This is a genomic window from Herbaspirillum sp. 3R11, assembly GCF_004563925.1.
Classification (GTDB): domain Bacteria; phylum Pseudomonadota; class Gammaproteobacteria; order Burkholderiales; family Burkholderiaceae_D; genus Herbaspirillum.
Window position 1 is genome coordinate 951,282 of sequence record NZ_SPNJ01000002.1, and the last position, 20,188, is coordinate 971,469.

Annotated in this window: 15 protein-coding genes; 6 read left to right on the plus strand and 9 right to left on the minus strand. The window is 58.8% G+C overall.

Features of this window, described 5'->3' with window-relative positions; all coding sequences use genetic code 11:
• Window positions 1-9 precede the first annotated feature (9 nt).
• The gene (locus tag E4P32_RS12630) at window positions 10-537 is read right to left on the minus strand and encodes a hypothetical protein (RefSeq protein WP_116436796.1); all 528 of its coding nucleotides are present in this window, start codon (window positions 535-537) and stop codon (window positions 10-12) included.
• A gap of 189 nt (window positions 538-726) precedes the next feature.
• Complete coding sequence (locus E4P32_RS12635; protein ID WP_116436795.1) at window positions 727-2,610, minus strand: tetratricopeptide repeat protein; 1,884 nt, start codon at window positions 2,608-2,610, stop codon at window positions 727-729.
• A 218-nt stretch (window positions 2,611-2,828) separates the two neighbouring features.
• On the opposite strand from E4P32_RS12635, the gene E4P32_RS12640 reads away from it, so the two are divergent.
• Window positions 2,829-3,512: a fumarylacetoacetate hydrolase family protein gene (locus E4P32_RS12640; protein WP_116436794.1), complete on the plus strand. Its 684-nt coding sequence runs from the start codon at window positions 2,829-2,831 to the stop codon at window positions 3,510-3,512.
• 345 nt (window positions 3,513-3,857) lie between these two features.
• Entirely contained in the window at window positions 3,858-5,429 is a 1,572-nt protein-coding gene (locus E4P32_RS12645) for a DEAD/DEAH box helicase (RefSeq protein WP_116436793.1), read from the plus strand.
• Here the strand turns inward: E4P32_RS12645 and gluQRS are convergent, their stop codons facing one another.
• Both gluQRS and E4P32_RS12655 read right to left on the minus strand, forming a co-directional pair.
• Window positions 5,430-6,323, minus strand: a complete 894-nt coding sequence (gene gluQRS, locus E4P32_RS12650; RefSeq protein ID WP_116436792.1) for a tRNA glutamyl-Q(34) synthetase GluQRS — start codon at window positions 6,321-6,323, stop codon at window positions 5,430-5,432.
• Window positions 6,316-7,248 (minus strand): LysR family transcriptional regulator, encoded by a 933-nt coding sequence (locus tag E4P32_RS12655; RefSeq protein WP_116436791.1) that lies wholly within the window; start codon window positions 7,246-7,248, stop codon window positions 6,316-6,318. Before E4P32_RS12655 ends, gluQRS begins: the two co-directional genes overlap by 8 nt.
• 210 nt (window positions 7,249-7,458) lie before the next feature.
• On the opposite strand from E4P32_RS12655, the gene E4P32_RS12660 reads away from it, so the two are divergent.
• The gene (locus E4P32_RS12660; protein WP_116436894.1) at window positions 7,459-8,034 is read left to right on the plus strand and encodes a flavodoxin family protein; all 576 of its coding nucleotides are present in this window, start codon (window positions 7,459-7,461) and stop codon (window positions 8,032-8,034) included.
• Between the two features lie 79 nt (window positions 8,035-8,113).
• On the opposite strand, the gene E4P32_RS12665 is transcribed toward E4P32_RS12660, so the two are convergent.
• Entirely contained in the window at window positions 8,114-9,034 is a 921-nt protein-coding gene (locus tag E4P32_RS12665) for a sulfurtransferase (protein ID WP_116436893.1), read from the minus strand.
• 215 nt (window positions 9,035-9,249) lie between these two features.
• Here E4P32_RS12665 and dnaE point away from each other — a divergent pair, with 215 nt between their 5' ends.
• The 3 genes from dnaE to E4P32_RS12680 are packed head-to-tail and all read left to right on the plus strand — an operon-like array spanning window position 9,250 to window position 15,164.
• Window positions 9,250-12,708, plus strand: coding sequence for a DNA polymerase III subunit alpha (gene dnaE, locus E4P32_RS12670; protein WP_116436790.1), 3,459 nt, complete (start codon window positions 9,250-9,252; stop codon window positions 12,706-12,708).
• Between the two features lie 28 nt (window positions 12,709-12,736).
• Complete coding sequence (locus E4P32_RS12675) at window positions 12,737-13,990, plus strand: O-antigen ligase family protein (protein WP_116436789.1); 1,254 nt, start codon at window positions 12,737-12,739, stop codon at window positions 13,988-13,990.
• 31 nt (window positions 13,991-14,021) lie between these two features.
• Entirely contained in the window at window positions 14,022-15,164 is a 1,143-nt protein-coding gene (locus tag E4P32_RS12680; protein ID WP_116436788.1) for a glycosyltransferase family 9 protein, read from the plus strand.
• Window positions 15,165-15,200: 36 nt separating this feature from the next.
• Here the strand turns inward: E4P32_RS12680 and E4P32_RS12685 are convergent, their stop codons facing one another.
• From E4P32_RS12685 to msbA, 4 genes are read right to left on the minus strand one after another with little or no spacing between them, the layout of a single operon-like run.
• Complete coding sequence (locus E4P32_RS12685) at window positions 15,201-16,244, minus strand: glycosyltransferase family 9 protein (protein ID WP_116436787.1); 1,044 nt, start codon at window positions 16,242-16,244, stop codon at window positions 15,201-15,203.
• Window positions 16,245-16,290: 46 nt separating this feature from the next.
• Window positions 16,291-17,289, minus strand: a complete 999-nt coding sequence (locus E4P32_RS12690; RefSeq protein WP_116436786.1) for a glycosyltransferase — start codon at window positions 17,287-17,289, stop codon at window positions 16,291-16,293.
• The gene (locus E4P32_RS12695; protein WP_116436785.1) at window positions 17,286-18,398 is read right to left on the minus strand and encodes a glycosyltransferase family 9 protein; all 1,113 of its coding nucleotides are present in this window, start codon (window positions 18,396-18,398) and stop codon (window positions 17,286-17,288) included. Before E4P32_RS12695 ends, E4P32_RS12690 begins: the two co-directional genes overlap by 4 nt.
• 29 nt (window positions 18,399-18,427) lie before the next feature.
• A complete protein-coding gene (gene msbA / locus E4P32_RS12700) occupies window positions 18,428-20,164 on the minus strand; it encodes a lipid A export permease/ATP-binding protein MsbA (protein ID WP_116436784.1) in 1,737 nt (578 codons plus the stop codon).
• Window positions 20,165-20,188 lie beyond the last annotated feature (24 nt).

Sequence of the window (20,188 nt, forward strand, 5' to 3'; positions counted from 1 at the left end):
GAATCCGATTTAACGAGGGACTGAATTGCGCGGCATGCAGCTTTTCTGGGTAGGAATCTGCTTGAAGCTGGGGTCGGGGTGGCCGGTTCTTTCATCGGCTATCTTGATCGCGCACTCTTTACCGGTTCCCAGCAGTTCCGTGCGGTAAATCTTCCCTGCAACCGGCGTAATTTCGAACTGCACCGTACAGGTCAGATTGTCGTGGCAGTTTGGTCCCATGCCCTTGGCCGTGCACACGCTGCCATCGCCAGCCAGGTGGCTGGTCGCATTGACACGCAGATAACGCGTTTCGTTTGCGCGAAGCTGGATCTTCTTCTCACCATCGTACAAGGCGCTGAATGCACCCAGCATCGTGGCCTGGCTCTCGCACTGCGCATCGTCGTAAGACATCCACGAAGCTGTTACACCACGAGGCAGGTGGGTGATGATGTGCAACGTCGCCTGTGGTTCATCCTTGGCGGGTTCGGTGTAGGTTGCACACCCCGAAAGCTCTGCGAGCACGAGGACGATGCTCAGGTAGTTGATTGTTTTCATCATGTGGAGACGCGGGAGTTTGTTGTCGGACGGGGCCAGAACCCTTGAGGGATATTTGCACAGGCTTCTGACAGCGCTCTGACAGTGATGCGGCAGACGGACAGTGAATCCCGGAGGAGCCGTGAATGCAGAATGAAAAATGCCCGGCACACAATGGCCGGGCATTTTTTTGTCACTGCAGAGGGATGGGATTTACCGTAGTGCCTGTTGAAGTTGCTGTTGCACTTCGGCGATGACGCCATTCCAGTCGCCGGCCTTGCTCTGGCGGAAAATCTGCATGCCCGGATACCACGGCGAGTCGTTGCGTTCCAGCAGCCAGCGCCAGTCGGGGTTGTAGCGGTTGAGCAGCCACACCGGCTTGCCCAGCGAGCCTGCCAGATGCGCGACGGCAGTATCGACCGAAATCACCAGATCCAGGTTCTCGATCAGCGCCGCAGTATCCGAGAAATCGCGAAGGTCGCGTGTGTGGTCGACAAGGCGCTGGCCACCGATGTTGAGACCGGAGGATTGCCCCCCGAGGTTGAGACCCGATGATTGTCCGCCGAGGCTGAGGTTGAGGCTTAGCGAGGAAATGCCGCCCAACGGAGAAGTGGCGCTGTTTTGCGGTTGGATGGCAAAGAACTCAACCTGGTCGTTTTGCAGCAGCGGCGACAGTGCGCTGAATGGGATCGAACGTGCGGCATCGAGTCGCTTGGTGGCCGGGCTGTTGACGCGCGGATTGCTGCCGGACCAGGCGATACCGATACGCGGCTTGTGTTTTTCGCCCAGACGTACTTTCCAGCTTTCAGATTTTCCGGAATCTTGTTGCAGGTAATTTGCTGCAGGGATGTCATTGAGGGAAAACGTTTGGCAAGCAAGCGGCAGGCTCATCAGCGGGCACTGCAGGTCGAACGGCGGCAACTGCTCGCCGGTAGCCAGCACGGCGCTGGCGCCTTTGATATTGGCCATCAGGGGCTTGAGCGCCGGTTGCACCTGCAGGATGACGCGTGCACCGCGTTCGGCCAGCAGCGGAACGTAACGCGCAAATTGCAGCGTGTCGCCGAAACCCTGCTCGGAATGCAGCAGAATGGTTTTGCCCGCCAGGGATTCCTGGCCCAGCCACAGCGGCTGATTGAAATAGCGCTGGGTCTTGCGCATCTGTTCGGTTTGCCAGCGTTGCTCGTACTGGCGCCAGCCGGCTTCCAGATTGCCCATTTTCAGATTGGCCAAGGCGGCGTTCCAGCGCGCCGACTGGAAGCTCGGATCGTTCTGCGGAATCTTGGCGTAGGCGGCGATGGCTTCGTCGTAACGTTGCAGTTCTTCCAGCGTCACGGCGCGGTTGTACAGTGCCTCGGCAGAGTCGGGCAGCAAGCGCAACGCGTGGTCGTAAGCGGCCAGCGCTTCTTCCAGCCGGTTCTGCCCGACCAGCAGGAAGGCGCGGTTGGCGATCGCTTCGGCGAAGTCCGGTTCGATCTTCAGCACCTTGTCGTAAGTCGCCATGGCTTCGTCGAGACGGTCGAATTCCTTGAGCGTGTTGGCCAGGTTGAACAGCGCTTCCGGATATTCGGGGGCCGCTTCGACCGCTTTTTCGTAGCAGGTCAGCGCTTCGCGCAGGCGGCCCAGGTCGTTGAGCGAATTGCCCTGCTTGAGCCAAGCCTGTGCGTGATCGGGTTTGACGGCCAGCACGCGTTTGTAGCAATCCAGCGCTTCCATGTGGCGCTTCATGGCGCGCAGCACGTTGCCGCGCCGGTACAGCGCTTCGGTGAAGTCGGATTTCAACGCCAGCACCAGGTCATAGCCGCGCAGCGCTTCGGTGTAGCGTTCCGTGTCTTCGAGAATGGTGGCGCGGTCGAACAGGGCGTCGATATGGGTCGGATTGATCTTCAGTGCGGCGTCGATCAGGTCCAGCGCTTCCTTGTGGTTCTTGCGATGCAGCTCCAGCATGCCGAGCAGGTACAGGGCCTGGAAATGCCGGGGGAACGTGGAGAGCACCTTGGTATACAGGGCTTCGGCCTTGTCGAGCTCGCCGCTCTGGTGGAGTGCGACTGCTTGCTGGATCTGGACTGCGGCGGCGGCGGGATTTTGGTTGGGGCGCATAGATGAGGTCGGTTACTGAGTGTGGTTGCTGGTTCGCGTGGCAAGCCGTCAAACGAGGCGTCAAGTCTGACGATGCTACACAAAAAAGCCTCCGTCATGTCGGAATTTGCCACAGGTCGCCTGCACGGGCGGGCGTTTTCTTTTACACTCCCAGAGCCTCTACGGCGCCCCTGCATCCCCTGTTTCATCAGAAATCAGAATACTTACGGAGCTCCAGCATGTCTTACGCCATTCCTGTTCCCGCCGTCACCACCGTGCCTGTCGTCGGCGGCGATCCTTTCCCGGTGCGCCGCATTTACTGCGTCGGCCGCAATTACGCTGCGCACGCGCGTGAAATGGGTCACGATCCTAACCGCGAGCCGCCGTTCTTCTTCATGAAGCCGACCGACACCATCGTGCCGACCGACAGCGCCGTTCCGTATCCAAGCAAGACCAACGACTACCAGCACGAGATCGAACTGGTCGTGGCGCTCGGCAAGGGCGGTCGCGACGTGCCGGCTGACCAGGCGCTGGATCTGGTGTTCGGCTACGCCGTCGGACTCGACATGACGCGCCGCGACTTGCAGGGCGAAGCCAAGAAACTGGCGCGCCCGTGGGACATGGGCAAGGGCTTCGACCATTCGGCGCCGTGCGCGCCGCTGCTGCCGGTATCAAAGATCGGCCATCCCGATCAGGGCGCGATCTGGCTCAAGGTCAACGGCGAAGTGCGTCAGCAGGGTGACCTGTCCGACCTGATCTGGAACGTGGCCGAGACCATTTCCTACCTGTCGGGACTGGTTGAACTGTTCCCCGGCGACCTGATCTATACCGGTACGCCGGAAGGCGTCGGCGCCGTGGTCAAGGGTGACAAGTTGCACGGGCACGTCGACGGCCTGGTCGACCTGAACATCACGATCGCCTGATTTTCTCCTATGGGCGCGGTCTGGTTTGCTACAGCCGCGCCGGTTCCATATTGTCGTTTTGATATCGGCGATACAAAGCGACACGAAACTGTCATGAAGCCAAATTGCCGGGCGGCGTATAATAGCGGTTTGCCGGGCGATTTCCTGCCGGCAATTTCTTGACGCGAGCCTCCTGTCCTTCCTGCGTGATCTTGCATGAGCGGCGTCGTGCGATATGTCAAACATCCGTTTTTACTGAAAGCTACAGAGCCTCTTCGCGAATATATCCGCCGCAATCCGCTGTGCAGATTATTGTCTCGCATTGCATTGATTCACGCAGGGTTCGCCTGAGGACACTCTCCAAACATGCCTGAGCAATTGCCCGAAATCGCAACACCAGAAACGCCTGCCGTCCGCTTTGAGGACTTTGGCCTCTCCCCCGACATCCTGAAGGCGCTCACAGCGCAGGGTTATGTCCATCCGACGCCGATCCAGGAGCAGGCGATTCCGATCGTGTTGCAGGGCCGCGACGTCATGGGCGCCGCGCAGACCGGCACCGGCAAGACCGCCGGCTTCTCATTGCCGATCATCCAGTTGCTGCTGGCGCACGCCAGCGCCAGCATGTCGCCGGCGCGCCACCCGGTGCGCGCGCTGATCCTGACGCCGACCCGCGAGCTGGCCGACCAGGTTGCCGACAACGTCAAGGCCTATTCCCGTTTCACGCCGCTGCGCTCCACCGTGGTCTTCGGCGGCGTCGACATGACACCGCAAACTGCGACCCTGCGCGCCGGCGTCGAAATCGTCATCGCCACGCCGGGCCGTCTGCTCGACCACGTCCAGCAAAAGACCGTGAACCTGTCGCAAACGCAGATCCTGGTCATGGACGAAGCTGACCGCATGCTCGACATGGGTTTCCTGCCGGACCTGCAACGCATCATCAACCTGCTGCCGAAGCAACGCCAGAACCTGATGTTCTCGGCGACCTTCTCGCCGGAAATCAAGAAGTTGGCGGCCAGCTTCCTGAACAATCCGGTCACCATCGAAGTGGCGCGCAGCAATGCCACCGCCGAGCGCGTGACGCAGATCATTTACAAAGTCAACGAAGACGCCAAGGGCGACGCCGTTGCGCACATCATCCGCGAGCGCCAGCTCAAGCAGGTGATCGTGTTTTCGAACACCAAGATCGGCGCTTCCAAGCTGGCCCGCCAGCTTGAGAACGAGGGCGTCAAGGCCTCCGCGATCCATGGCGACAAAACCCAGGGCGAGCGCATGGCTGCGCTGGAAGCCTTCAAGCAAGGCCAGGTTGAAGTGCTGGTGGCGACGGATGTCGCCGCGCGCGGTCTCGACATCACCGACCTGCCGTGCGTGATCAACATCGACCTGCCGTACAACGCCGAAGACTACGTCCACCGCATCGGCCGCACCGGCCGTGCGGGCGCATCGGGCGATGCAATCTCCTTGTTCTCGGACAAGGATGAGCGCCTGCTGGTCGACATTGAAAAGCTGATCAAGATCAAGTTCGTGCGTTCCGAACTGACGGGCTTCGTGCCGCGTCAGCGCAGTGAACGTAGCGATCGCGGTGGTGAGCGTGGTGAGCGCCCAGAGCGCAGCGGCCGCGGCGAGCGTACCGAACGTGGCGATCGCGGTGAGCGCAGCAGCAGTGCAGCTCCTGGTAGCTCCAGCACTAGCACCAGTAGCAGCGCCGAACGCGATGGTGAGCGTTCCAGCGTGCGCCGTGATACGCAATCCTACGGCCGCAGCGGCGGTGGCGGTGCGCGTCGCGAAAAGGTCGATCCATGGTTCCTGAAGCCGTATGAACCGACTGCTGCACCGGCGCCGGTTGACGCTTCCGTCAGCGCGGCAGGCGCAACCAAGTCGACCAGCAAGCCATCGAAACACAAGGTGGCAGCATTGTTGGGCGGCATGCCCAAGCGCTGATCAGAACTTCATATCAGCGAGGCGACGCTGCCAAGCCGGCAGCGCCTGCTCCCAGAAAGCGGCGACTTCGGTCGCCGTTGTCATGTCCAGACCCAGAAACGTCGCGGCCCGTTGCAACTCTTCCAGTGGACGCGCAAGATCCAATGCCTGCGCACCATTCTGCTTCGACAGTTTCTCGCCATCGTCGTGCAGCACCAGCGGCGCGTGCAAATAGGTCGGCGTCGGATAACCCAGCAGGCGCTGCAAGTAAATCTGGCGTGCGGTTGAACCAAGCAAGTCAGCGCCGCGCACGATGTGCGTGACGCCCTGTTCTGCATCATCCACCACCACCGCCAATTGATACGCCCAGAAACCATCGGCGCGTTTCAATACAAAATCTCCTGCTTCCGTCGCCAGGTGCTGGCTCTGCCGGCCCAGCCAGCGATCCGGGAAGCTGATCTGTTCACCGTCCTCACCGGCATCAGGCACGCGCAAACGCAGCGTGCGGGCCTGCTTGCCTGGTCCCAGTCCGTGGCGGCAAGTGCCGGGATAAATGGCGGCGCCGTCGGCCCCGGTGCCAAGGCTGGAATCGGCGATTTCCTTGCGCGTGCAGCCGCAGGGGTAGACGTGGTCGGCAAGACGCGCGCAGGCGTCGAGGTAGCGTTGCTTGCGCTCGCTTTGCACCAGCACCGGACCGTCCCAGCGCATGCCCAGCGTATGCAGTGCCGTTTCAATCTCGCGCGCCGCGCCGTCCACGGTGCGCGTCTCGTCGATGTCTTCGATGCGCAGCAGCCAGCGTCCGCCGTGCACCCGCGCATCAAGGTAGCTGGCTATGGCGGCGGCCAGCGAGCCGGCATGCAAAGGGCCGGAAGGGGAGGGGGCGAAGCGGCCGACGTAGTGTTCGATATTATTCATGATGGAGAGCGCCGCTCAGCAGCGTACGCTGGACTTCAGGTTGCGACAGGTGCTGCAAGAACCACTTGAGCGACTTTCCCTGCTCCGCCTTGGGCCAGGCGATCAGGAAATTTTCGTGCGGTTTGCTCATCTGGGTTTGTTTTTCGATCAGCGCACCGCTGGCCAGGTAAGGCGCGGCCCAGTAGCGCGGCAGATGGCCGCAACCAAGTCCGGCCAGCTGTGCCTGCAGTTTGGCCGAAACCGTCGGCACGGTCAGTGTTTCCTGGCCTGCCAGCAACCCCATGGTCAGGCCGGGATGGCTGCGGCTGCTGTCACCGACCGCGACGGCACGATGCCGGCGCACCAACTCCGGCGACAGCGGTTCCGGCGCGGCGGCCAGCGGATGGTCCGGCGCCACTGCAAATATCCATTCGATCGTGCCCAGCTGGCGGGTCTGGAAGCGGCCGCTGGTGCGCACGATTTCGGGGCCGTCCAGCGTCGCTCCGATGACCAGGTCGGCGCGTCCGGCCAGCATGTCATCCCAGGTGCCGGACAACACCCCGGGCGTGAAGCGCAGGCGCGTGCCACCGGCTTCACGGTCGAACGCCGCGATCAGCGGCAGCATGTTGGCGAACGGGATGATGCTGTTGAGGACAATGCGCAATTCGGTCTCGCGGCCGGTGGCGGTGCGTTTGACGCGTTGTTCGAGATCGTCGGCAGCGGCCAGCAGGTGGCGGCCTTCGGTCAGCAATTCGCGCCCGGCCGGCGTCAGCTTGGCGCGGTGGCCGCGGCGGTCGAACAGCAGCACATCCAGATCGTCTTCCAGTTTGCGCACGCTGTAGGTGAGCGCCGACGGCACGCGGTCGAGCGTCACCGCGGCGGCGGCAAAACTGCCTTTGCGGTCGATCATGTCGAGGATCTGCAGGGATTCCAGCGTCAGGTTCATGCGCTTGTTTAAATTTTTTGAATGAGATGTCTAAAATGCAGTGCTTATTCTGCGGCACGCCATTGGATATAGTGTAAATCAGCACCAAAAAATTTGTATGAACTCAACGCAAGTACTGCACAAACGCCCTGCGGGGCGTTATGCTCGCCGATGCAGCAAGCGTTCGCTGGTTTTTCCATCGGTTTTTACTCACACAACAAGGAAATCAACATGAGCAAAGTCGCCATCGTTTACCACTCCGGCTACGGTCACACCAAGAAACAGGCTGAAGCCGTCCAGGCCGGCGCCGCAGCGGCTGCAGGCACCACCGTCGACCTGATCGCCATCAACGCCGAGGGCAATATCACCGATGCCGACTGGGCCACGCTGGACGCCGCCGACGCCATCATCTTCGGTTCGCCGACCTACATGGGCTCGGTGTCCTGGCAATTCAAGAAATTCGCGGACGCCACCTCCAAGCCATGGTTTACGCAAAAGTGGAAAGACAAGATCGGCGCCGGCTTCACCAATTCGGCCACCATGAATGGCGACAAGCTGTCGACCCTGCACTACCTGTTCACGCTGGGTATGCAGCAGAGCATGATCTGGGTCGGCACCGGCCTGATGCCTTCCAATTCCAAGGCGGCCCAGCGCAATGACATCAACTTCGTCGGTTCTTTCTCCGGCCTGATGGCGCAAAGCCCGTCGGACTCGTCGCCGGAAGAAGGTCCGCTGCCGGGCGACCTGGAAACCGCCAAGCTGTTCGGCAAGCGTGTGGCGGAAACCACGGCGCAGTTCAAGAAATAAGCAGTCCGTTTCAGGTTGCATCCCGCCATGCAAAAAGCCCACCGCGAGGTGGGCTTTTTGTTTGCCGGAGCCGGATGACTCAGTCTGCGGAGGCAGTCGCTGCTTCTGCTGCGGTAGCGGCTTCCGGCGCGCAATGCGGACAGGACTTGCCCGGCACATAAGCCGGCGACAACTGTTCGCGCGGGGTCACCACGGCGCGGCAGGCGAAGCACTGTGCAGTCTGGGTTTCCTGCAGTTGCGGATTGAGCGCGGTGCGGTAATCGAAGACGAAGCAATCGCCCTCGTAATGCGCGCCGCCGACTTCTTCAAAGTATTTGAGGATGCCGCCTTCGAGCTGATAGACGCTGTCGTAGCCGATGTTCTGCATGTGGATCGCGGCTTTTTCGCAGCGGATGCCGCCGGTACAGAAGGTCACCACGGTCTTGTCATTGAGCTCTTCCTTGTGATCGGCGATGACTTGCGGAAACTCGGTGAACTTGTTGATGCGGTAATCGATGGTGTTCTCGAAAGTGCCGACGTCGACTTCAAAGGCGTTGCGCGTGTCGACCATGACCACCGGCTTGCCGTTGTCGTCGTGGCCCTGGTCCAGCCAGCGCTTGAGCGTGACGGCATCGACGAAGGGTGCACGGCCTTCTTCCGGCTTGATCAGCGGATGCTTCATCGTGATGATCTCGGCCTTGAGCTTGACCAGCATGCGGTTGAACGGCTGGTGCTCGGAATAGCTTTCCTTGACCTGAATATCTGCAAAGCGCGCATCGGCGCGCAACCAGCTCAGGAAGGCGTCAATGTCGGCACGCTTGCCGGCCAGGAACAGGTTGATGCCTTCCGGGCTCAGGATGACGGTGCCGCGCAGATTGTGTTTTTGACAAAACGCCAGAAACACCGGGCGTTGTTCCGCAGTGTCGCTGAAGGTGATGAATTTGTAGGCCGCGATGTTGACGTACGAATTCTCGGATTCCTGCGTCTGTTGCGCTTGTCTGGTGTGTTGAGATTGTTGCATTTCTTGCATGATGGTATTGCCTAAGTCTTTGAATTAACAGCATTATAAACGCCCCGGGCCGGTTCTGCGATGGCCACCGGGCGCAATCTGCGCCCGCCATGATGCAGATCAAACAAGCCGGTGGCAGAATCAGGGCGAACGAAGGGCGTCTGCAAGTCCCTTGAAACGCAAATTCGGGGCGAGTCCCTTGTCACGGCACGGTAAAATAGCGGGCTATGACTACACCGCAATTCGTACATCTTCGACTCCATTCCGAGTACTCCATCGTCGACGGCCTGGTCCGCATCGACGACGTCGTCAAAGCGGCCGCCAAAGACGGCCAGGCCGCGCTGGCGATCACCGATCTGGCCAATCTGTTCGGCATGGTCAAGTTCTACAAGGGCGCGCGCGGCAAGGGCGTCAAGCCGATCGCCGGCTGCGACGTCTGGATCAGCAACGACGACGACCGCGACAAGCCTTCGCGCCTGCTGTTACTGGTCAAGGACCATCATGGTTATCTGCAGCTGTGCGACCTGCTCAGCCGTGGCTGGCTCACCAACCTGCATCGCGGCCGCGCCGAATTGCGCCCCGAGTGGCTGGAACAATTGCGTCACGATGAAGGCGGCAACGGCCTGATCGCGTTGTCAGGCGCGCATTTCGGCGACGTCGGCATCGCCATCGAGAACGGCAATGTGGCGGCAGCCGAGCGCGCCGCCCAGCGTTGGAGCGAGATTTTCCCAGGCGCTTTCTACGTCGAAGTCCAGCGCGCCAACCAGCCCAACATGGAAGTCCAGGTACGCCAGTCGGTCGCATTGGCGGCGCGCCTCGGTTTGCCGGTGGTGGCCACGCATCCGATCCAGTTCCTGTCGCAGGACGAATTCGTCGCCCATGAAGCGCGCACCTGCATCGCCGAGGGCGAGATCCTGGCCAATGCGCGCCGCGTGCGCCGCTTCAACGAGCAGCAGAATTTCAAAACCCAGGCCGAGATGGCCGAGCTGTTCGCCGACCTTCCGGGCGCGGTGCTGAACACGATCGAAATCGCCAAGCGCTGCAACCTGGCGCTCACGCTGGGCAAGCCGCAACTGCCGAACTTCCCGACGCCGGACGGCATGACCATCGACGACTTCCTGGTGGCCGAAACCAAGATCGGCCTGGAGGCACGCCTCAAGCAACTGTATCCCGATGAGGTCCGTCGCGAAAAGGAACGCCCTCGTTACGAGGCACGCCTGAAGTTCGAGAACGACACCATCATCAAGATGAAATTCCCGGGCTACTTCCTGATCGTGGCCGACTTTATCCAATGGGCCAAGAACAACGGCGTGCCGGTCGGGCCGGGCCGCGGTTCAGGCGCCGGTTCGCTGGTGGCGTATGCGCTGTCGATTACCGATCTGGATCCGCTCGAATACAACCTGCTGTTCGAACGCTTCCTCAATCCTGAACGCGTATCGATGCCCGACTTCGACATCGACTTTTGCCAGGAAGGGCGCGACCGCGTCATCCAGTACGTCAAGGATCGTTACGGCAAGGAGGCGGTCTCGCAGATCGCCACCTTCGGCACCATGGCCGCCAAGGGCGCCGTGCGCGACGTCGGCCGCGTACTCGATCTGGGCTACAACTTCTGCGACGGCATCTCCAAACTGATCCCGTTCAAGCCGGGCAAGCTGGTCACGCTGGCCGACGCCATCGAAGAAGAGCCGCTGCTCAAGGAGCGGCTGGAAAACGAAGAAGAAGTGAAGCAGCTCATGGGCTTGGCCCAGCAGGTCGAAGGCATCGCCCGCAACATCGGCATGCATGCCGGCGGCGTCCTGATCGCGCCGGGCAAGCTGACCGATTTCTGCCCGCTGTACACGCAGGGCGGCGACGCCGGCGTGGTGTCGCAATACGATAAAGACGACGTCGAAGCCGTCGGCCTGGTGAAGTTCGACTTTTTGGGCCTGACCACGCTGACCATCCTCGACCGTGCGGTGCGCTACATCAAGCAGCTCGATCCGAACATGGCCGATTTCGATCTGGCCCGATTGCCGCTGACCGATCGCGCCTCGTACGACCTGCTCACCAAGGCCAAGACCGTCGCCGTGTTCCAGCTGGAAAGCCGCGGCATGCAAGGCATGCTCAAGGATGCACGTCCCGACCGCTTCGAAGACATTATTGCGCTGGTGGCGCTGTACCGTCCGGGCCCGATGGACCTGATCCCCGACTTCTGCAAACGCAAACACGGCGAAAAATTCGACTATCCCGATCCGCGCACCGAAGGCATTCTGTCCGAAACCTACGGCATCATGGTGTATCAGGAGCAGGTGATGCAGATGGCGCAGGTCGTGGGCGGCTACTCGCTCGGCGGCGCCGACTTGCTGCGCCGTGCGATGGGTAAGAAAAAAGCCGAAGAGATGGCGGAGCACCGCAACATCTTCCGCGAAGGCGCCGCCAAGGACGGCCTGTCGCAGGAGAAGGCCGACGAAATCTTCGACTTGATGGAAAAGTTCGCCGGCTACGGCTTCAACAAGTCGCACGCCGCCGCCTACGCGCTGCTGTCGTATCACACCGCCTTCCTCAAGGCGCATCATCCCGCCGCGTTCATGGCAGCCAACTTGTCGCTGGCCATGGACGACACCGAAAAGATCAAGATCCTGGTCGAAGATTCGCTCGACGTCTGCGGCCTCAGCCTGCTGCCGCCCGACATCAATCTGTCCGACTACCGCTTCATCCCGGTCGGCGAGCCGGGCAAGAAGGCCGTGCACATCCGCTACGGCCTGGGCGCCGTCAAGGGTTCCGGCCAGAGCGCCATCGAAGCCATCATTGCAGCGCGCCAGGACGGCCCGTTCAAGGACTTGTTCGACTTCGCCAAGCGCGTCGACAAGAAGCAGATCAACCGCCGCACAGTCGATTCGCTGATCCGTGCCGGCGCCTTCGACTGCTTCGGCGTCGACCGCGCAGTGTTGCAAGCCACTGTCGGCCTGGCGTGGGAAAACGCCGAGCAGATGGAGGCATCGGCAAACCAGGTCAGCCTGTTCGGCGGCGATGACAGCGATCTCGAAACGCCGCTGGAATACGTGCAGGTGCGTGCGTGGAGCGACAAGCAGCGCCTTACCGAAGAAAAGACCGCCCTCGGCTTCTATCTGTCCGGCCATCTGTTCGATGCTTACGAAAAGGAAGTGCGCCAGTTCGTGCGCACCAAGATTTCCAGTCTGGAGCCGTCGCGCGACCCGCGTTCGATGGCCGGCATCATTACCGGCATCCGGGTGCAGATGACCCAGCGCGGCAAGCTGCTGATCGTCTCGCTGGACGACGGCAGCGGCACGGTCGACGTCACGGTCTACGGCGAACTGGCCGAACCGAACAAGGCCTTCTTCAAGGAAGACGAGTTGCTGATCGTGCAGGGCAAGGTGTCGGAAGATCGCTTCAACGGCGGCCTGCGCATCTCCGCTGAAAAAGTCATGGACATCGGCGCCGCCCGCATCCAGTACGGCCAGCGCGTGGTGGTGTCGCTCAACAAGGGCGTCGATCCGGCGCATCTGCGCGACGCGCTGTCATCCTATCGTCAGCCGCAAGGCTTACCATTCGTGATGAAGTATGTGCAATCGGGCGTCGGCTGCGAAGTCATGCTGGGGGATGCATGGCGCGTGGTGCCGAGCGACGGTTTGCAGGTGTCGCTGCGCGAGTCGTTCGGACAGGAAGCGGTGGTTGTTGAATATTAGAACGATAAAAAGATAACGGAAATTATTAATGAAGCATGCCTCTCGATATTCTTTCGTGCCATGGTTTTTCTTTGCACTTTTTTTCTCAGTAGGCTTGGTTGTAAACAAGGCCGGTAATCTGAGCTATCACTTTTTGCTATTGATTGCGCTGGGCTCGGCGATCAGCTTGAAATGGGTTCCGCAGCCGACAATTGTTCGCGCATGGCTCCAATTGCGTTGGATATTTGTAGCGTCAGGAGGGATGGCGTTCGCCCTGTTAGTTCACCAGCTGTCTGAGCAAAAAATACAGATAAGTGCCTACGACAATGTACTGCGAATTGCATTTCTTGGTGTGCTGACCTGGGTAGGATTGTTGTTGCCAAGCAAGCTGATTAAGAGTCTGCGTTGGTTTTTCCTGCTTGGTGCTGTCCTCGCAACTGCCAAACTGACGTACATGTCGGGCTTTGGACAAACACGAGTCACTGTCGTGGATTTCGTGCCGCTAATCGCCTACTCCCAACTTGTGTTATTGCTCTCCGTTTTTTCGGTTCTATCAATAGGCTGGAACGATACACGTTCGAAATTCAAAGCATTTTTGCTGATATTGAGCGCCTTGATCGGGCTATATAACATTTATCTTTCACAGGCACGGGGCGCTTGGATCGCGGTGCCGGTTTTCATTGTTCTGACTTGTCTGATCTTGTTCAAAAACATTAAATTGTTCAAGACGGTGTTGCTATCGTCTGTGATTGTTGTTGTGCTGATTTTCGCTGCCAGTGCAACCAGTATTGTTCAACAACGAATCTCGGATGCAAAAAATGATATTCACCTTTACATAGACAAAGTCACTCCTGATACTTCAATCGGGATACGCTTTCAGTTATGGAAAGGGGCGTGGGTCTTGTTTAAGGAAAACCTTGTCTTCGGCGTCGGCAAGGATAATTTTCCAGCTGCGCTGAAGTCATTGGAAAATCGAGGGATCATTTCGAAAATGGCGGCTGGTTTTCCTCATTCACACAACGAGATTTTGTACAACATGGCAACGTTGGGTTTGTTTGGTCTGCTCGGGATTCTGACTGCTTACTTTGTTCCGATTTATTATTTTTGTAGAGAAATCCGACATGCCGATCAGGATATAAAAGTTGCAGCAGCCATGGGCTTGAGTCTTTGTTTGGGTTATTTTATTTTTGGCTTGGTCGATGTCATGTTCATGTGGCGAATCTGTAATATCTTTTATGTCATGTCCATTGCAATTTTTATGGCTTTTATTATTCGGCGAAAAATGGATTTGCTCGACGCTTGACGTCGCTGCGTACGACGAGGCAGATTTTTAAATGTACATGACAGATCAGTTGATTCCTCCGCAAGTATTAGATGGCGCAGACAGAATTCTTTTTGTGGCGCATCTTGCTCTGGGCGATTTCACCTATATGGAGAGCTGTTTCAAGGTTTTTCATAACAACTATCCTCATATCAAAATCGATATCTGGGTAGATGAACTTAGGCGCACCTATGACTTTCGGCAATGGGCAGGACTGAAGAAATATTCCTTGTTCGACTGGTTGGAAGTCAGTCCTTATTTCGACACCATCTATAAGAAAACCTACAGTCCATTCGCATTCCGGAGCTCCGTGCGCGAAGCGCGCGCGAAAAATTATCCGATTGTGATTTCGTTCGGCCTGTCGCGCCGAACCTTCTATGCCGGATTGGTGCACAAGCTGGCGCCGAAGGCTTTTACTGCTGCGATCATTAAACGCTACAAATCCTACGACTTTATGAAGCGGCGCGTATTTGGGCGTTTGAGTGCAAGCCTCGTCGACTATCCTGAGGGGGCCACTCACGTCAGCGATATTTACGCCGCTTGGTTTCATAGCCTGTTCGGGCTGAACATTAGTCGAGAAGATCGTTATCCGCAGCTGACTATTCCCGACGCATGGCGCACGGATGCGTGCAAGCGTTTGTTTCAATGGGGGCTTAGCGAGAAAGTGCGACGCAAGAATCGCCTGGTATTTGTGAACGCTTTTTCGAAGCAGGATGAGCGTTCCTGGTCAGTGGAAAAAGCGTTGGAATTGATTGCCGCCATTCAGTGCCTCGACGGTTGGCGGGGCAGTGATTTCGTCATTAATACCGTGCCAGAAAAATGGATTGAGACGAAACAGACTTTGGAACGCGTGAACGTGAAATCGAATGTCTTTCTGTTCAGCGCCGGAGACAATTTCTTTCAGCTGCCGGCGATTTTGGAGCAATGTGATCTGATCATTTCGGTAGAGACTGCCGTGATGCATCTGGCAAATGCAGTTAATGTGCCCGTCATTGCCTTGATGCGGCAACTGACCCCGGAATGGATGCCGATTGACAAGGAAAACAGCCGTGTCGTCATGACGGAGGGGCGTGACGATTGGGTGCAGAAAATTACATTGGGCCGTGTCATAGATGCGTTGCCCGACGTGCAGACTATGCAATGGCGAGCTGTCTGAGACGTCACCCGGTGCTCAATTTTTTCATTTTTCCAGCTATTGTGCGACTGTCGGAGATTTGTCCGCGATCCAGCTTTCTACAACTTCCAGAACTGCTGCTGGCGTAATCAGGCGCATGCAATCACAAGTCATTTTATCGCGTCGGCTGCAGCCATCGCATCCACTTTCAGCCAGGCAAAGGTTGCTGGCGCGTCTGCCGATGGCGGCCCATCGACCAGGATGCATGGGACGTGTCGGCGGGAACAAGCCTAAAGTACGCTGACCGATTGCGGCAGAAAGATGCAAGGGGCCGGTGCCGCTGGCGATCAGGCCGTCAGCCTGATTGATGAAACTGGTTAACTGCGCAAGCGTCTGGGTGCCGCTGATGTTGGTGACGTTCGGAAGTCGGACCAGGTCCGACGCATTTTCGTTCAGCCATTCTCCTTCGCCTTTGCTACCGGTTAGCCAGACATGCACCTCCGGTCGCGAGGCCAACAATTGCGCGAGTTCCAGATACGATTCAATCGGCCATTCACGTCCGTGGCCATTCGATTTTGTATGCAGAACCAGATTAAATGCATAGGGCTTGAGATGCTCGGTGCTCGCAGCATCGGCCGGAATACTAAAGTGATAGAACGAAGGTATCTCAGTGCGATCTGGAATGTGATTCTCACCATACGGGCGAAGAAATTCAAAATTGATCTGCGCCTCATGGTTTTCAGATAACCCCTTGCTGAAACGTACGCGGCGATTGCAGTAAATCAATTGATATACCTTCTGCCGTGCGTTGCCGATACGGTGACGGATGCCCGCACGAAACGCTGCAATCGCCAGGGCGCGGTCCGGCTGCGCCAATATCACAGTGTCGATGTCCGATCGTTTCAAATAACCGGTCAGATCGTTTTCGATACGTTCAATTTCAACGACGTTGTCGATGTCCGTGCAGTAGCGCACCACCTCCGCCGCGTAGGCGCGGCACAGCATTGTGATGCGGACGCCGGGATTGAGTTGCTTCAGACGCGCGGCCATCGGCAACGTCAGAATAACGTCGCCGATGTTGTCCTGGCGACTGATGAGTATGTGTTTGCTGGTGATGGGCATTCTATCGGCGGATCAGGTAGCGTTGTTCTGTAGACGAGGACGATATTTACTTGGCGGCGCGCTTGCGCAGATACCGGATATACCACTTCAGGCTTTCCAGCGGGCGTCCCTGGCGGTACATGAAGCGCGAGTGCATGCGCATTTCCTTGGTGTTCTTCGGTTCCGGATCGAGCGGCATGTCGGCCCACGGCGTCAGCGACAGATACTTGCGGAACAGATGGCGCGCGTCGTGGCCGCTCCAGTCGGTCCAGGGCTTGACGGCGCCGGCGAAATGGACGAACACCGCCTTGCCGACCGGGCGCAATGCAAACTTGTTGACGTTCAGATCGTGGATCAGGTCGTACAGGTAATTCCAGCGCGGCGAGATGTAGCGCGCGCGGCCGTTAAGCACGATGTTGAGCGCGTCCTGGTCGTTGAAGCGCATGTCCGTCTTGCTGTCGAGCAGTGCATCCAGCGTCTGCTGGGTGATGTCTTCGCTGATCCACTTGTCGATGTTGATGAAGATCACGCCGCCGTTGAAGTATTCGTTGTGCTTCAGCTTCAGTGCGGCGACACGGCGCTGCAGCGTGACCGGCGCGTCCGGCACTACCACGGCGATGTCGCCGCTGATGTCCATGTCGACCATTTCATCAAGCTTGTTGACGCACAGGATGTCGGCATCCAGATACAGCACGCGGTCGGTTTGTCCCTTGAGTACAGTCGGAATCACCAGTCGCGTGAAGATCGACAGCGAGTAATGCGAGTGGCCGATGAAATGCGAAAACTGCGTAAATGAACTCAGGTCGAGCAGATGCAGCTGGGTGCTGACCGGATACATTTCTTCCAGCTTCTTCAGGCGCCGCTGGTGGTCATCGGAAACCTCGAACGCCAGCACGTGGAACGTGAAATGCTGGCCCGGATTGTTGTCGATGATGGACGAGATGGTGCCGCCCATGGCACGAAAATAATTGTTGTCGACACAGAACGCAATGTGGAACGATGGCTTGCCGTTGCTGCCCACGGGCGCGGCTTGCTGACTCACTGATTGATTCACGAGCTGATTCATTGGATGGCTTTCAATACTTGTTCAACGGTGACGGCCTTGACCCAGTCGCGGCGGTTGGGGGCGGTGATGACGGTGCTGTTGGCGCGATCGATCGGCACCCATTCCGGATTCTTCTGACGCATCAGCGCAATCACCGGGACGTGAACGGCGTTGGCCAGGTGCATCACGGCGGTTTCGACCGAAATGATCAGGTCGCAGCGTTCGAGGATGGCCGGCAACTGGAAAAAATTCTCTTCGGCGCTGAACAGTTCGGTGCGCTCCAGCTGGTAGCCGCTGATGACGGAACGTGCGTGCTCCAGCTCCTGCGGCACGGCATTGACGATGAAGCTGCTGTCGCGCCAGGCGTCCAGCTTCTTCATCGCGATGATCAGTTCGGCGACATGCTCGAGCGGCCAGCAGCGCTTTTTGGTTTTGGCGTAAGGATTGATGAACACCAGCTTACCGGTGTTGCCATCCGCCGATTTGAAACCCCAGGCCGCCAGTTTGACTTGCGCGTAGTCGCGCCACTGCTGCGGAATTTCAACGAACGGGAAGCGCTCGGCTGCGCCGACTTCCAGGCCGCTGAGCTGGTTGAACCAGTGCGCATAAACATCGCTGATGTGTTGCGGATTGGCGCGGTCGACAGTGTACGGCGGGATCGATGCATTCAGCTTGCGATAGGCCAGTTGATGGTGCGGCTGGTAGAACTTGACGCGCTTCTTCATGCCGATCGCCAGCCCGTCCGGGCTGATGCTGCGCGCCAGGCCGGCGTACAGGTGCGGCCGCAGCGTCGCCAGCGACACCACGATGGGATAGTGTTCGCGCTGCGCTTCCTCGATCGACTCCTGGTACAGCGCCGGGCTGTAAGTGCGGGTGTAGATCTTGTCGAAGAACGGGCAAGCCGCGACCCAGTCGTAGAGCGAATATTTTTCGAGATGCTTCCACTGTGCCGGGTCGCTGGTGCGGCGCACTTCGTCAACCCACAGATGGACTTTCAGATGCGGGTTGGCGCGTGCGAAGGCCTGGAAGAAATTCTGCAGGTAAGTGAAGTCGCCCAGCGCCAGATGGGCGATGAACAGGATCTTGTCCGACTTCTTCAGCAGCGCTGGCGGGATCAGTGTCTGGGGCATGGTTGACGTTTGTTGTTGTCTCGGCGGAGTCAATCGGCTTGTTGGGAGAATTGCAGACGGTAGAGATTGGCGTAGACGCTTTCGTTGGCCAGCAACTGCTGATGGCTGCCGACCTCGACGATCTGGCCGTGCGACAGCACCACGATGCGGTCGGCGCGTTCGATGGTCGACAGGCGGTGGGCGATGACAAAGGTGGTGCGGCCTTCCATCAACTGGTCCAATGCAGCCTGCACGGCGCGTTCGGACTCGGTGTCGAGCGCGGAGGTGGCTTCGTCGAGGATCAGGATCGGCGCGTCCTTGTAGATCGCGCGTGCGATCGCCACGCGCTGGCGCTGGCCGCCGGACAGGCGCGAACCGTTGTCGCCGATGCGGGTTGCCAGTCCTTCCGGCATCCCTTCGACGACATCGGTCAGATGCGCCGCCACCACCGCCGCATGCACGCGTTGCGGATCGGGTTGGGCGTCGCCGTACGAGATATTGGCGGCAAGGGTATCGTCAAACAGTACGGTGTTCTGGCTGACCATGGCGATCTGATTGCGCAGGCTGATCAGCGAAATCGACTCGATCGGCTTGCCGTCGAGCAGGATCTGGCCGCCGGTGGCGGAATAGAAGCCGGGGATCAGGCTCACCAGTGTCGACTTGCCACCGCCGGACATGCCGACGAAGGCAATGGTTTCACCGGGTTGCACGTTCAAGTTGATCTTTTGCAGCGCCAACTGGGTATGACCTGGATAAGAGAACTCGACGTCGATCAGGTCGAGTTTTCCGGTGCTGCGCGCGCTCAGCGTTTCGCCACCGGTGCGTTCGGTCGGCTTGTCGATCAGGATATAGACTTCTTCGGCAGCCGCCATGCCGCGTTGCAGCGGGCCGTTGATTTCCGCCAATTGCTTGAGCGGCGCCAGCAGCATCAGCATCGCGGTGAGGAAGGAGACGAAGCCGCCGACGGTGATCTGGCCGTTGCCCGACTGGATCAGCGCCATCACGATCACGATCGCGACTGCGCAGGCGGTCATCAACTGCGTGATCGGTACTGTCGCCGAAAACGCCGTGGTCATGCGCATGGTGTAGCGGCGCAGGTTTTCGGCGCGCTCGTGGAAGCGGCCTTTTTCGTAGTCATGGCCGCCGAACACTTTGATGACCTGCTGCGCGCGCGTGGTTTCTTCGATGACCTGGGTCAGTTCGGCGTTGACCGCGAGCGAATCGCGGTTGAGTTTCTTGAGGCGCTTGCCGGTGGTGCGCACGACGATGGTCACCAGCGGCAGCAGCACCAGCGTGACAATGGTCAGCACCCAGTTCAGGTACAGCAGCCAGGCCAGCAGGCCCAGCACCGTCAGCGCCGAGCGCACGATGGAGGTGAATACCTTGGTCACCATGTCGATGATCTGCTGCACTTCGAACATCATCGAATTGATCACTTTGCCGACCGTGTTGGTCGCGTAAAAGTTGATCGGCAGATCCAGCATGCGCGCAAACATCTGGCGCCGCAGTTCATTGAGGATGCGCGTCGACACCCACGTCATCATGTACGAGCTGGTGAACGTCGCGATGCCGCGGATGAAGAAGATGCCGATCACCGCCACCGGCACCAGCCACAGCGAGAACGCCGGTTTGCCGACGAAGCCCTTGTCCAGCAACACCTGGAAGATGTAAGGCACCACCGGTTCGGTGGCCGCCGTGACGATCATGGCCAGGAACGCGATGGCGAGGCGTTTCTTGTGGGGCCAGTGCAAGGCGGCGAGCCTCTTCATGTTGTGCGACAAAAGCATGTTGTTCCTTACTGATTGCTGCAA

Bases quoted from the DNA above. Each gene is read 5' to 3' on its own strand.
- msbA (WP_116436784.1), bottom strand. From the start codon at position 20,164: ATGCTTTTGTCGCACAACATGAAGAGGCTCGCCGCCTTGCACTGGCCC.
- E4P32_RS12645 (WP_116436793.1), top strand. From the start codon at position 3,858: ATGCCTGAGCAATTGCCCGAAATCGCAACACCAGAAACGCCTGCCGTC.
- E4P32_RS12665 (WP_116436893.1), bottom strand. From the start codon at position 9,034: ATGCAACAATCTCAACACACCAGACAAGCGCAACAGACGCAGGAATCC.
- E4P32_RS12695 (WP_116436785.1), bottom strand. From the start codon at position 18,398: ATGCCCCAGACACTGATCCCGCCAGCGCTGCTGAAGAAGTCGGACAAG.
- E4P32_RS12655 (WP_116436791.1), bottom strand. From the start codon at position 7,248: ATGAACCTGACGCTGGAATCCCTGCAGATCCTCGACATGATCGACCGC.
- gluQRS (WP_116436792.1), bottom strand. From the start codon at position 6,323: ATGAATAATATCGAACACTACGTCGGCCGCTTCGCCCCCTCCCCTTCC.
- E4P32_RS12630 (WP_116436796.1), bottom strand. From the start codon at position 537: ATGATGAAAACAATCAACTACCTGAGCATCGTCCTCGTGCTCGCAGAG.
- E4P32_RS12640 (WP_116436794.1), top strand. From the start codon at position 2,829: ATGTCTTACGCCATTCCTGTTCCCGCCGTCACCACCGTGCCTGTCGTC.
- E4P32_RS12685 (WP_116436787.1), bottom strand. From the start codon at position 16,244: ATGCCCATCACCAGCAAACACATACTCATCAGTCGCCAGGACAACATC.
- E4P32_RS12635 (WP_116436795.1), bottom strand. From the start codon at position 2,610: ATGCGCCCCAACCAAAATCCCGCCGCCGCCGCAGTCCAGATCCAGCAA.
- E4P32_RS12690 (WP_116436786.1), bottom strand. From the start codon at position 17,289: ATGAATCAGCTCGTGAATCAATCAGTGAGTCAGCAAGCCGCGCCCGTG.
- E4P32_RS12660 (WP_116436894.1), top strand. From the start codon at position 7,459: ATGAGCAAAGTCGCCATCGTTTACCACTCCGGCTACGGTCACACCAAG.
- dnaE (WP_116436790.1), top strand. From the start codon at position 9,250: ATGACTACACCGCAATTCGTACATCTTCGACTCCATTCCGAGTACTCC.
- E4P32_RS12675 (WP_116436789.1), top strand. From the start codon at position 12,737: ATGAAGCATGCCTCTCGATATTCTTTCGTGCCATGGTTTTTCTTTGCA.
- E4P32_RS12680 (WP_116436788.1), top strand. From the start codon at position 14,022: ATGTACATGACAGATCAGTTGATTCCTCCGCAAGTATTAGATGGCGCA.